This window comes from Demetria terragena DSM 11295, assembly GCF_000376825.1.
Classification (GTDB): domain Bacteria; phylum Actinomycetota; class Actinomycetes; order Actinomycetales; family Dermatophilaceae; genus Demetria; species Demetria terragena.
In genome coordinates, this window is record NZ_AQXW01000001.1 from 69,132 (window position 1) to 81,542 (window position 12,411).

Annotated in this window: 13 protein-coding genes; 7 read left to right on the top strand and 6 right to left on the bottom strand. The window is 66.3% G+C overall.

Going from position 1 to position 12,411, the window contains the following annotated elements; genetic code table 11:
• Window positions 1-9 precede the first annotated feature (9 nt).
• Genes F562_RS0100310 through F562_RS17515 form a run of 4 tightly spaced genes read left to right on the top strand, consistent with a single transcriptional unit; the run spans window position 10 to window position 5,379 of the window.
• Entirely contained in the window at window positions 10-1,965 is a 1,956-nt protein-coding gene (locus F562_RS0100310) for a glycosyltransferase (protein WP_018154915.1), read from the top strand.
• The gene (locus F562_RS17510; RefSeq protein WP_018154916.1) at window positions 1,962-3,263 is read left to right on the top strand and encodes an O-antigen ligase family protein; all 1,302 of its coding nucleotides are present in this window, start codon (window positions 1,962-1,964) and stop codon (window positions 3,261-3,263) included. Before F562_RS0100310 ends, F562_RS17510 begins: the two co-directional genes overlap by 4 nt.
• Window positions 3,263-4,273, top strand: coding sequence for a glycosyltransferase family 4 protein (locus tag F562_RS0100320; protein ID WP_018154917.1), 1,011 nt, complete (start codon window positions 3,263-3,265; stop codon window positions 4,271-4,273). Before F562_RS17510 ends, F562_RS0100320 begins: the two co-directional genes overlap by 1 nt.
• Window positions 4,270-5,379: a glycosyltransferase gene (locus F562_RS17515; protein ID WP_018154918.1), complete on the top strand. Its 1,110-nt coding sequence runs from the start codon at window positions 4,270-4,272 to the stop codon at window positions 5,377-5,379. The genes F562_RS0100320 and F562_RS17515 overlap by 4 nt, the downstream gene beginning before the upstream one ends.
• Here the strand turns inward: F562_RS17515 and F562_RS19915 are convergent.
• The 5 genes from F562_RS19915 to F562_RS0100350 form a co-directional block, all read right to left on the bottom strand.
• Window positions 5,365-6,294: a glycosyltransferase family 2 protein gene (locus F562_RS19915; protein WP_018154919.1), complete on the bottom strand. Its 930-nt coding sequence runs from the start codon at window positions 6,292-6,294 to the stop codon at window positions 5,365-5,367. The two genes, F562_RS17515 and F562_RS19915, sit on opposite strands and share 15 nt — an antisense overlap.
• Entirely contained in the window at window positions 6,282-7,028 is a 747-nt protein-coding gene (locus F562_RS19920; RefSeq protein ID WP_156822440.1) for an FkbM family methyltransferase, read from the bottom strand. The genes F562_RS19915 and F562_RS19920 overlap by 13 nt, the downstream gene beginning before the upstream one ends.
• A 36-nt stretch (window positions 7,029-7,064) precedes the next feature.
• Window positions 7,065-7,367 (bottom strand): winged helix-turn-helix domain-containing protein, encoded by a 303-nt coding sequence (locus F562_RS0100340; RefSeq protein WP_018154921.1) that lies wholly within the window; start codon window positions 7,365-7,367, stop codon window positions 7,065-7,067.
• The gene (locus F562_RS0100345; protein WP_156822441.1) at window positions 7,364-7,798 is read right to left on the bottom strand and encodes a hypothetical protein; all 435 of its coding nucleotides are present in this window, start codon (window positions 7,796-7,798) and stop codon (window positions 7,364-7,366) included. Before F562_RS0100345 ends, F562_RS0100340 begins: the two co-directional genes overlap by 4 nt.
• 64 nt (window positions 7,799-7,862) lie before the next feature.
• Window positions 7,863-8,513: a GTP pyrophosphokinase gene (locus F562_RS0100350; RefSeq protein WP_018154923.1), complete on the bottom strand. Its 651-nt coding sequence runs from the start codon at window positions 8,511-8,513 to the stop codon at window positions 7,863-7,865.
• Between the two features lie 71 nt (window positions 8,514-8,584).
• On the opposite strand from F562_RS0100350, the gene F562_RS0100355 reads away from it, so the two are divergent.
• On the top strand, window positions 8,585-9,106 hold the full coding sequence (locus F562_RS0100355; protein WP_018154924.1) for a GNAT family N-acetyltransferase: 522 nt from the start codon (window positions 8,585-8,587) through the stop codon (window positions 9,104-9,106).
• 13 nt (window positions 9,107-9,119) lie between these two features.
• Here F562_RS0100355 and F562_RS0100360 read toward each other — a convergent pair whose 3' ends face one another.
• Entirely contained in the window at window positions 9,120-10,490 is a 1,371-nt protein-coding gene (locus tag F562_RS0100360; RefSeq protein ID WP_018154925.1) for a cryptochrome/photolyase family protein, read from the bottom strand.
• Here F562_RS0100360 and F562_RS0100365 point away from each other — a divergent pair.
• Window positions 10,433-11,053, top strand: a complete 621-nt coding sequence (locus tag F562_RS0100365) for a GNAT family N-acetyltransferase (protein WP_281164081.1) — start codon at window positions 10,433-10,435, stop codon at window positions 11,051-11,053. The two genes, F562_RS0100360 and F562_RS0100365, sit on opposite strands and share 58 nt — an antisense overlap.
• Window positions 11,050-12,399, top strand: a complete 1,350-nt coding sequence (locus F562_RS0100370; RefSeq protein ID WP_018154927.1) for a serine hydrolase domain-containing protein — start codon at window positions 11,050-11,052, stop codon at window positions 12,397-12,399. Before F562_RS0100365 ends, F562_RS0100370 begins: the two co-directional genes overlap by 4 nt.
• Window positions 12,400-12,411 lie beyond the last annotated feature (12 nt).

Here is a 12,411-nt window from a genome sequence, read left to right on the forward strand (position 1 = left end):
AGTAGGCGCATGGATGTGCTGCGGGTCTACCACAGTGCTGTCGTCGACGAGTGGCGAGAGCGCGAGCGGACACTCCGTCGCCGCGGGCACACCGTGACGACGGTGACTGCGTGCGAATGGGTCGAGGGCGGTATCCGCGCCTCGGCCCGCCCTGGCCCCGGCGAGGACGTTCGCTCGGTCCGCACCTACTTCGGTCAGCATCCGGCCCTCTTTTGTGTCGACCCGCGCCCACTCTGGCGTCTGCTCGGGCAGTCGTGGGACGTGCTGGACATCCACGAGGAGCCATACGCCCTCGTCACCGCGGAAATCCTGCTCATCCGGGCACTGCGTCGCTCGCGGGTGCCGTACATCCTCTACTCCGCCCAGAACATCGATAAGCGCTACCCGTGGCCATTCCGCACCCTGGAACGCTGTGCCCTCAGGCACGCCGCAGCCGTCCAGACGTGCAACTCTGACGCCGCCCGCATCGTGCGCCGGAAGGGTTATCCCGGCCGTGTCGATGTGCTGCCTCTGGGCACCGACCTCGAGCACTACCGCCCTGCGGCAGGAGACGAAAACGATTTCTGGACCGTCGGATTCGTCGGACGACTCGAACCCACCAAGGGCCTCGACATCTTGCTGCATGCGCTTGCCGACATCCCAGATGTCCACCTCATCGTTGTCGGTGACGGATCGAGCAAAGGTCGCCTGCACGCTCTGGCAGACGAGCTGGGACTCACGGATCGAATCACGTGGCGAGGCTCGGTCCCCGCCGCGCAGGTCCAGGAGATCTATCGCGAGTTCGACGCTCTCGTCGTGCCATCGCTGGACACTCCTCGGTGGCGGGAGCAGTTCGGTCGCGTCGCGGTTGAGGCCATGGCCAGCGGAGTGCCAGTGATCGCTAGTCGCGCGGGCGCGCTCGCGGAGGTGATCGGCGACGCCGGACTGCTTGTCCCGCAACGGGATTCAGTGGCTCTTGCCCAGGCCGTCGCGCACCTTCGCTCCCCCGGGGTCGCGAGTACCCTCGTCGCTTCCGGTCTCGCCCGCGCGCAACGCTTCTCCTGGGGCGCCGTCGTCGACCAACTCGAATCGATCTATGCCCGGACCAACCCGGCGATTACTAAAGGCGAGCGCGAGTTGCTGATTGTGGTCGTGGCATACGGCGACCCCGGCCACCTCCGGCGCTGTCTGACCGCTTTGGGCGAGGCATCAGGTCGAGGCCGAATTCGGTTAAGCCTCATCGACAATGGTTCTGACCCGCGCGTGCGTGCCCTGGCCGAGCAGGCCAACGCCGCCTACCACGACCCGGGCCGGAACCTCGGCTATGCGGCCGCGGTCAACATCGGCCTGCGCCAGGCTGACGGTGCCGACGTCTTGCTGGTTAATCCCGACGCCCTCGTGACGGCCGCCGACGTCGCACGTCTGCGGGACAGTCTCCATGCACACCCTCGCGCGGCCGCCTGCGCACCTGCGCAGAGCGACCCGGCCGGGCGCGGCGTACGAGTCGGCTGGCCCTGGCCCACGCCCCTGACGAGTTGGATGGACGCCCTCGGGATCGGCCGCCTGCGCCGGGCCCGCTATGTCAGCGGAGCCGTTCTCCTGCTGCGTGCCGAAGCGTTGGAGCAGGTCGGTGACTTTGACGAGCGCTTCTTCCTCTACGCCGAAGAAGCAGACTGGCAACGCCGCGCCACCCGCATGGGATGGTCGATTCACCTGGTCCCAGAAGTCACCGTCACCCATGTCGGCGCGGCCAGCAGTGCCGACACCACCCGCCGAGACACGCACTTCGACGCGGCCCAGGAGCGCTATCTGCGCACCCATACCGGCACGGTCGGCTGGCATGCTGCCCGCGCCGCCATCCTGGTGGGCGCAGCCGGACGTTGGGCGGTCTCACCAGCGCGCCGCCCGACGATGCGGCGGCGGATGATCGCCTATTGGCAGGGCCCCATCCGCCGAGAACAAGCCCTAGGCGTCGAGACCCGATGATCGTTCGCCAGTTCCTCACCCGCCTCGCGCTGGCGATCACGGCGGCGCTTGCGCTCCTCGGCCTCGCGGCCTTGGGCTACCTGCTCCCCAGTCACCAGACACCTGTTCTGGTTCTCGTCGCGCTGGCGGCGATCTGGGCGATCGGTCTGACCGACCCAGCCTTGATTGCCCTGGCCACGATCTCGCTGATTTTCGTCCCGGCCCGGCTCGGCGCGGCCGGGGTTGACCTCACGGTCTCCGATCTGGCCCTAGTCGTCGGCTTGATCCCCTTACTCGTGTCTGCGCCGCGCCCGTTCTCGGCGCCGATGCGCACCATGCTCTGGCTGTCAGTGGGCTACCAGGTGGCCATTGCCTTCACCGTGATCTTGCACCCGACCCGCTCGGGGATCGTGGAGTGGTTTCACGAATGGGCTTTGGTGTCAGGGGCGTTGCTCATCGGGTGGACCATCGGCCGCGCAGACCGCGCTCGCGCGGGAGCAGTCGTGCTGTCAGTCACGGGCCTAGCCCTGGCCCTGCTGGTCATTGCGCAGGGCCTGCGCCAACTGATCGCCGGCAATCTCGCGCCGGTCTATCTGTCCTGGCCGGTGGAATTCCATAAGAACTTCGCCGGATCGCTGCTGTGCGCCGTCGCCCTCGTGGGTTATGCCCACCCCCACTGGAGCGGCCTGTCTCGCAGGTTTGGACTCTTCGTCTTCTGGGTCTGCACCACCGGGATCGCCTTCACTCAGTCCCGGCAGGCGCTGATCGGCCTCGCTGTCGGGGTCACCATCTTGGTTCTGCGCGCTGACCACACCGTCCTACGGCGCCGCTCCCAATTGATCTTCCTTGCGGTCATTCCCGTCTTGGCGGCGGTGAGTGTCCTGGTGCGCGACCAACTCCGCTCCGGCAACGAGTTCAACTCGGCCAACCAGCGATTGGACTGGTTCGCCGACTCCTTTGATGTCTGGCAGACCGACTATCTGTTCGGCGCCGGTCTGCGTTGGTGGTACGAAGGCATCTTTGAGGTGGAGTTCCAACCGCCCAACGCCGAACTCGAGGTGCTGACCTCGGCTGGGCTCGTCGGCCTGGTGGGTTTTGTGGTGATGTGCCTGGGCGGGGTGCGCGTGCTTGCTGCCGTGCCGCCAACGGTCGGATCGCTTGGCTTGGCGGTGATCGTGGCCCGACTTGTCCAGGGCCAGCTCGACATCTTCTGGGTGGCTGGCCAGTCCTCGCTGCCGTACGCCATCGCCGGGATCTGTCTCGGTGTCGCCGCACGCGAGGCTGAGCAGACTCGGCGCGAGCGCGAGTTGGTCGCCTAATGCACGTTGTTCACTTGGTCGTGTCCGACCGGCTCGCGGGCGTAGAGCACTACATTGCTCGCCTCGCCCGCGCTCAGGCGGCGGCGGGCGAGCACGTCACGATTCTTGGTGGGCAGGTCGTCGACATGCGCACCGCTGCCGGACCGCAGGTCCAGGTTCATCCGGTCGCCACGCTGACAGCAGGCATCCGTGCGCTGCGGGCGCTGCATACTCGACCCGACATCATCAACACCCACATGACTTCAGCAGACCTCGCAGCAGCTCGCTCACTGACCGGCGCGCGGCTCGTGTCGACCCGGCACTTTCCCGCCGTGCGCGGCTCGGGCACGACACGCAGGGCGCTCCTGCGACCGTTGTCTCGGCTACTCGCGGCCCAGATCTCGGTGAGTCGGTTTGTTGCCGACGCGATCGACGAGCCCAGCGTCGTGGTGCCATCGGGTGTCCCGACTCGTGCGACCGTGGACCGCCGCGGCCTGCGGCGAATCGCTGTGCTGGGACGACTCGAGCACGAGAAGAACACTCGACTCGCGCTCGACGCCTTCGCTGCATCCGGGCTGGCCGCTCGCGGTTGGTCGCTTGAGGTCATCGGTTCGGGGTCGCGCTGGGGGTCGCTACACCGCCGCACGGAAATCTTGGGTATCACCGACGCCGTACGCTTCCACGGCCACCTCACCGACCCCAGCGCCGTTCTCGATTCGACCTCGGCCCTGCTCGCGCCGTGTTCGGTCGAAGCCCTCGGCCTTGCGGCACTGGAGGCCATGGCGGCCGGGCTGCCGGTCGTGGCCGCGCGCGCGGGTGGGCACCTGGAGACGGTGGGTGCTGCGTGCCCAGATCTCTTGTTCGAACCCGACGACGTGACTGCTGCCAGCGCCTTACTTCGTCGAATCGCCGAATCCCCCACATGGGCTACGGCTTCCGGAAGGCAACTGCGCGACCTTCAACGACGAGATTTCACCCTCGAACGACAGGTCGCAGCGACGGCGGGGGCCTACGAACAGGCGTTGCGATGACCGACCTCGTCGTGATCTCGTTGGAACCGTGGGACCAGGTGTGGCGCCGCAACCAGCACCTGATGGATGGATTGCTGCGCGCAGATGCCACGACCCGGGTGTTGTTTGTGGAGCCCGGCACCGACCCTGTGCACGACCTTCGACGCGGCGAGCGACCACGACGAGCTGCCGGACTGCGTCAGGTTGCCGCCGCTGACTACCAAGGGCGCCTTTGGTGTCTGGCGCTCACCAAATGGCTTCCCCGCAAAATCTGGCCCGGCCAGGATCAGCACTGGGCTCAGGTCGTCCTACGAGCCGCACGTGAACTAGCCATGGACGCGCCCGTGCTCTGGGTCAACGACCCGCGCGGTGCGCAGGTGCTACGCCGTGGTGTGCCATGGCGATCGGTTTACGACATCACCGACGACTGGTTGAGCGCTGACCGAGCGCCCCGCGAGCGAGAACGCTTGATCGCCGACGAGAAGTTGTTGCTCGATCATGCCGATGACGTCGTGGTGTGCTCCTCCGAGTTGCTGCAACGCAAGGGCAAAAGTCGACCAGTTCACTTGATTCCCAACGCTATTGATGGCGCTGCCTTCGCAGCCTCACACCCCCGCCCTGCTGATCTTCCGCCCAACCCATGCGCCGTCTACCTCGGCACCTTGCATCGCGACCGTCTCGATGTCGACCTGTGCGTCCGGACCGCACGCGCACTCGGCCAGGCTGGAGAGTTGGTGCTCGTCGGGCCCGACTCACTCGGGGCGCAGGACCGAGATCGATTGCGCAGCAATGACATCCAACTACTCGGAGCACGACCGCATGACAGCGTCCCGGCATATCTCCAGCATGCCGACGTCTTGGTCGTTCCCCATCTAGACGACGATTTCACGGCCAGCCTCGACCCCATCAAGAGATACGAATACGCCGCATCGGGGCGGCCCACGATTGCGACCCCGGTCGCTGGTTTTACCGACGGAGTCGATGGCGTACGCGTCGCCGCGCCGAGCGATTTTCCCACGATGGTCGCCGCCTTGGCAGCCGAGCCGCCCCCGCGCCGAGAGCCCTCCACCGCGATCCCGACGTGGGTCGAGCGGGTGGCGGCGTTCCAGGAGTTACTGCCGGCCTAGCCGCGCGGTCAACCGCCGTCGGGCGTGGGCCACCGACTCTTGAGCCAGCACCCGGGGGTCGCAGCGCAATCCTCGGATCAGCGCACCGACACTGCCTCGGCCATCGTGGCGCGACCACGCCACCCGCGCGGCATCGATCGCCTGGTAAGCGTGCGTTCGACGGCGCATACGCAACCCGGTCCGACAAGCGTCCACCAGGTCCGTCTGGCCCGCAGTTCGCGCTGTCTGCAACTGGGCACCATAGACCTCCCGGAACTCCTGGTCCGTCCTCCAGAAGTTGCCCGAAGCGTTGTCGCCGTGCACGACATAGGTCACCAGTTCCCGAGGATGGACGGCCATTGGTGCCTGGCGATACGCCATCAGCCGCAGTGCCATCTCGAAGTCCTGGCACATCAGCAGGTCCGACCGTTGCCCACCGATCTGCAGATAATCTGAGCGGCGGACCGTCACCGCACTTTGGCAGGCACCGCCCTCAGCTAAGAACCATCGCAGCGAGCCCTGCGGCGGAAGGGCACTGGTCTGGTGGCGCTGGGGCATCTCCCACCGAAACTGACTGGTCCACATCGCTGCCTCCGGAAAGTCCGCGATGAGATCGAGGGCGCACCCAAGTCGATCCGCATGCCACCGATCGTCCTGGTCCAAGAAGGCGATGTACGGCGCCCTCGCCAGCGCCACGGCAGCGTTTCGGGCTCGGGACACCCCTGCGTTGTCCTGCCGGTGCAGGCTCACTCGCGGATCCACATCACCGACCCAACTCAGGTCCTCGCGGCTGCCATCATCGACCACCACGCACTCCCAGTCAGGCATGGACTGTGCACACACATCCGCGAGCGCAGCCCGGAGTCGTGGCCCTGGGTTGTATGCCGGCACCACCACCGACACCCGAGGTTGACCCTCACGGCTCACCGAGTCCACCGCTCTCGTCGGACGTGGCCTTCGTCCTCCCAGACGACGCTGTCGATCACTGCGCGCGACTCCGACCCCATCGCTCGCAGCAAAGCCGGTTCGCTGCCTTCGGTGTCGACCTTGAGCAGCTCGATCCGACCGCACTGGCCCGCAACCGTCGACACCACCTCATCGATGGCTCGGGTCGGCACGACGATCACCTCTCCGGATTCGCGCGGCGTGAAATCAGCCAATCCGCTATATCGCCCCACCGGGTCAGCCACGAACTCCGCACGTCCGGCGGTCGGCGCGACCGCCTGCGGGTGGATCTGCACCCGGTCGGAAAAGGGTGCGAGGTTGGCGCGAAGGACCGCGAGGTTGCCTGGGTGCGGCTCGACACAGTGCACGACCGCGTCGGGTCTGCGCGTCAGGAAGTACAGCGCCGAAACCCCAATATTGGCACCAATATCCAGCACCACCGCCGGAGCGTCCCGCCCGTAGTCACCGCGACAGAACACTTCGTTCACGGTGCGCATGTCGTGCGCGTGGGGCAGGTGCACGGTCACCCGCCCCAGAGGCGTTCGTAGCGAAAGGTCGTGCGGGAACTGCCCCTGGCCGAGTGCATACCTGCGGAGTCCGTCGACAGGCTGGGCATACACCCGCAGACTGTTGAACGCTGCTCGATAGTTACGCGGGCGCAACGGTGCACTCCATCGCCGCCGGATGTCCTGACCGGAGGTTGCGCTACGTCCGCTGACCTTCACGAGGCGATCGTACGTGCGGCCCACCGACCCGCAGGGTTATCCGGCGATCGCGCGCAATGCCGTGAGGTGGCGGGCGTATGCCTTCCGCCCCGCGGCCGTGAGTGCCAGCCAGGTGCGAGGACGCTTGCCGACGTACCCCTTGCGGACCTTCACATAGCCGGCTTCTTCCAACTGGGTGACCTGCTTGGAGAGCACCGAATCGCTCACCTCGACGGCATCGCGCAGGGTGGCAAAGTCGGCTTCATCAACCGAGGCGAGAGCCGCCGCGATGCTAAATCTGACGGGTGCGTGGATCACTGAATCGAGCTGGTGTCGCGCATGCTGACCTGTTGCCGTCATCGGCGGACCCACCAGATACGGGCCGCGGCGATCAGGCACGGGATCGAGATCACGAGAGCGGCAAGGAGCAGCACCGGCCAGCTCACCGGAGCGTCCTTGGCCTGTGTATTGAGCCACGGGGTGACGGCCAGCAGATTGAGTGCGAACGATGACCCGAACCCGATGTGCGCCCAACGCTTGGCGCGCAGCGGCGCCGTCGTCGCTTCTTTCTCAACCCGGTAAAGGGTGGCGAGCGCGAGACCCCAGATCGCTGCTGCGGCAAGGGAACTCGCCATTCCGTCCAGGCGCTGCAGCACGATCGCTGACGCACCGAGCACGAAGCCAAAGACCACCATGCCACCGGCATACAACCCACGGTCACGAGGTGTGGTCACGGAGGGACGCGCGGCCGCTTCGAGCTGCTCGCGCGCCTCGTCGGAGGTGAGATTCATGTCGCTGTCCATGACGACATTTAAGCAACTACTTTCCAGATTGGCAAGTAGTTGCACGGTTGGTTCAGGAGCCGCCGCGTACTTCCTGGTGAATGGCCTTCATCCGCTGGTCCAGCTGGTTCGCCGTCGTTGCCGCGGCCGTGAGCTCAGACAGCAAGCGCTCCGGGACTGCCTTGTCGTATTTGTAGTAGATCTTGTGCTCCAGACTCGCCCAGAAGTCCATCGCAATCGTGCGGTACTGGATCTCGACCTTCACGGGCACCTGCCCGGAGCTGAGGTTCACCGGCGTCTCCACAATGGCGTGCAAACCGCGGTATCCGTTCGGCTTCGGCTCAGCGATGTAGTCCTTGAGATGCAGCGTGGTGATGTCCGGCTGGGCGTCGAGCATCTCGTGCAGCCGGTAGGTGTCCGGAATGAAACTGCAGGTCACCCGAATGCCCGCGATGTCATCCAGTTGCTTCACTCCCTCAAGGCCCGGCTCCAGCCCGCGGCGCTGTAACTTTTCCAGGATGCTTTGCGGCGACTTCACCCGATGCGACAGGTGCTCGATTGGGTTGTAATCGTCTTCCAGCGAGATCTCATCGCGCAGGATGCGCAACTTGGTCAAGAGCTCCTGGATGCCGAACTCATAGCGGCTCATCTCGCGCTGCATCGAGCGGCCGTACGCCAAGAGTTCGTTGGCAGCCTCGACCAGGTGAGGTGGAATGGCGGTCATAGGCGCATTCTCTCCCGGCTTGATGAATATCGGACCGAAGGCGCGATAACCGCTCCCCTACGCTTACCGCCATGATCACGTTGGTCCCGCCGTCACTGTCGCTGCACTCCTCCTGGTGGGAGGCCGCGCAGGAGTTCAACGGGGCGCGACTACACGGATTCTCGGTGCACGGCTTTGAGCACCTCGACCTCGGCAGCCCGGAGGGCTTTGGACCCTGGCTCGCTCTCCAGCAGCGCACCATCACCGACCCGCCGGAGGGTTGGGTACCGGCCACGATGTTCTGGATCATTGACGACGCGCAGCCACAGCAGGTTCTCGGATCACTGTCGTTCCGCCACGAACTCAACGACTTCCTGCGCGAAGAAGGCGGCCACATCGGGTATGGCGTCCGCCCCTCCGCGCGCGGCCGTGGGGTGGCGACGGCGGCGCTCGAGGCAGCGTTGGCCTACGCGCCCTCTCTCGGCCTGGACCGGGTGCTGGTCACGTGCGATGAGGACAACGAGCCGTCCCGCAAGACGATCGAGCGCTGTGGCGGCGTGCTGGAGGACATCCGGTCCGCGAAGCGCCGCTGCTGGATCGATTGCGCCGCTTGAAGATTCGGGCTGATCAACCGCGCGCGTCGTCGTACCGCGCCAGCGCCTCAGCCCGCGCCTCACGGTGCTCGACGATCGGCTCGGGATAGCCCTCGGTGTAGCCCAGCAGGTCCTTCCATGGCTGGTGGGCGCTCTTGCCGGCGACCTGCGCCAGTTCGGGCACATAGCGGCGCACATAATCCCCGCCAGGGTCGAAGCGCTCGCCTTGGGTGATCGGGTTGAACACCCGGAAGTAGGGCGCGGCGTCCGTGCCGGTCCCTGCCACCCACTGCCAGCCGTGGTTGTTGGATGCCAGGTCGCCGTCGACCAGGTGTGCCATGAAGTGGCGCGCGCCGTGCGGCCACCAGATGTGCAGATGCTTCGTCAGAAAACTTGCGGTCACCATCCGGACCCGGTTGTGCATCCATCCGGTGGTGAGCAACTGGCGCATTCCGGCGTCGACGAACGGGTAGCCGGTGCGGCCTTCCCGCCACGCGGCCAGGTCATCCGCCGCGTCCGGGTCAGTGTCGGGGTCGCGATAGCTCATGCTGGAGAGGCTGCCGGTGAAGTCGTGCCAGGCCGAGTCGGGACGGTGCCAGAGGACGTCGGCATAGAACTCACGCCAGGCCAGTTCCGTCACGAAGCGGGTCACGCTCGACTGAGCCCCATCTGAGCGAGCAGCGCAGTCGGCCAGCAGTGTGCGCGGGTGAATCGTGCCGAACTTCAGATGCGTCGACAAGCCACTCGTGCCGTCCCGGTCCGGGCGGTCTCGGTCGGTGTCGTAGTCCGCCAGCGCCTCATCTTGAAACTGCTCCCATCGCTCACGCGCGGCCTGCTCGCTCACCTCTGGGAGATGGCAACCCTCCGGCGGGTCAACCGTCGGCAGCGGTTCACTGTCGACCGACGTCACGAATGTCAGGTCAGGATCCGCCGCCGGCGCGGGCAACCCGTGATCACGCCAGGCACGGGAGAACGGGGTGAAGACGCGGTAGTGCTTGCCGGACTGATTAAGGACCAGACCCGGGCCGATGGCATACGGCGAGCCCGTCGCGACCAACCGACGGTCCTCCGTCGCCAATTCGGCAGCGACCTGCTCATCACGGCGCCTGCCGTACGGCGTCGTCTCCCGCGAGATGTGCACGTTCGCGGCGCCGACCTCCGCTGCGACCTGCGGCACGACGACCGAAGGTCGCCCTGCGCGGACCACGAGGGCACCGTCAAGACTCTCGTTCAGGGCAGCGAGCGCTTGGTGCAGCGCGGCCGTACGCACCGCACCAGCACCATCGGTCAGCACCGGGTCGAGAACGAAGAGTGGGAGGACATCACCTTCGGCAGCGGCTTCGAGCAGTGCCGGGTGGTCGCCGCGACGCAGGTCGCGACGGAACCACAAAACAGTGGCAGGCATCTGCCCAGCGTAATCCGAGCTCACGGGAATGCCGTCGTGCGGATGCCGACGGGCTGAATACGATGACGGCCATGACCGACCCGCGCATCCGCATGGCCTCACCAGCTGACCTGCCTGACATCCTTCGCCTCGTCCACGATCTCGCGGAGTACGAGCGTGAGCCCGACGCGGTAGAAGCCACTGAAAACGACTTCGCTCGCGTGCTCTTTCCCGACCACGGACACCCCGGCACGTTCTGCCATGTCGCAGAAGTCGACGGCAAGGTCGTGGCAATAGCGTTGTGGTACTTGAACTTCAGCACCTGGACGGGCCAACAGGGCATCTGGCTGGAGGACCTGTTCGTCGAGCCGAAACACCGCGGTAGCGGACTCGGCAAGGAGTTGCTCATCACCCTCGCGAACGTCTGCGTGGACCGCGGCTACCGGCGGCTCGAGTGGTGGGTGCTCAACTGGAACGAGCCGTCCATTGCCTTTTACGAAAGCCTCGGCGCGAAGGCCCAGGACGAGTGGACCGTCTATCGCGTCGACGGCGACGAACTTGCCACGCTGGGAGGGGCGGAATGAACGACACGGCCCGACTCCAGTTGGACGTCCACCTGGCTCGCGCGCAGGTTCAGGCTCGGGTGCCCTCGATCGCCGCCGCGGTCGTCCGTCAGGGTGAGGTTGTCTGGTCTGGTGCGGTCGGCGCAGTCGATGGCGCGGAGGGAGCGCCCGCAACGGCCGACACCCAGTACCGCGTCGGATCCATCACCAAGACCATGGTCGCGGTGGGGGTGATGCGTCTGGTCGCTGAGGGGTCGGTCGCTCTGACCGACTCGATCCGCCACCACCTGCCCGAATTAGACGAGAGCCTGGCCCACGTCACTCTCACTCAGCTGCTCACTCAGTCAGCCGGACTGGCCGCTGAGACGACCGGGTCCTGGTGGGAGCGTTCGCCCGGGACGACCTGGGATGAATTGCTGCCCTCGATCCGGTTGATCGGCGACCCGGGTCGCCGATTCCATTACAGCAATGTCGGATTCGCGGTTCTGGGACAGCTTCTTGAACGCCACCGAGGGCGTCCGTGGGCCGATGTGCTCACCGATGAGGTCTGGACACCGCTCGCTATGACTCGGACCTCGTACGCCGCCGTCGCGCCTAGCGCTCCCGGGCTGGCGGTCCACCCATACGCGGACCTGCGCCACGTCGAGCCCGAGCAGGACACGGGCGCGATGGCCCCGGCCGGACAGGTCTGGTCGACGGTCGAAGATCTCGGTCGCTGGGCGAGTTTTCTGGCCGCCGGTGACGAGGCCGTCCTGCCCGACGCACTCCGCCGGTCCATGCACGTACCCGCCGTGGTGTGCGACTCTCCGGGCGAGGCATGGACCCGCTGCTACGGGCTGGGGCTGGACGTCCTCAACATTGACGGACGGCGATTCGTCGGACACGGCGGGTCAATGCCCGGCTTTATCGCGAGCGTTCTGGTCGACCCCGACACCGGCACGGGCGCGGCGACGCTCACCAACTCCACCGCCGGCCCCAGCGGCCAACTCGCACTCGCCCTGGTCGACCTTCTTGAGGAGCATGCGCCACTCGCACCAGAGCCATGGCGTACGTCCGACTCCCCCGACGCGGATCTTGTCGGCACGTGGTTCTGGGGGCCACGGCCGTACTCCCTCACCACGCGTCCCGAGGGCGGACTCGACCTCGGACCAGCCGGGGGTGGCGGTCGATGGTCACGATTCATCGCCAACTCCGACGGCACGTGGACCGGGCAGGACGACTATTGGGCCGGTGAGACCCTACGAGTGATCGACCGCGGCACCGCAAGCGTCCACTTGGACCTTGGGTCGTTCCGACTGACCCGGACGCCATATGACCCGGCATCCGACATCCCCGGTGGCGTGGACGAATCCGGTTGGCACGCTTGACGTTGAGTGGTC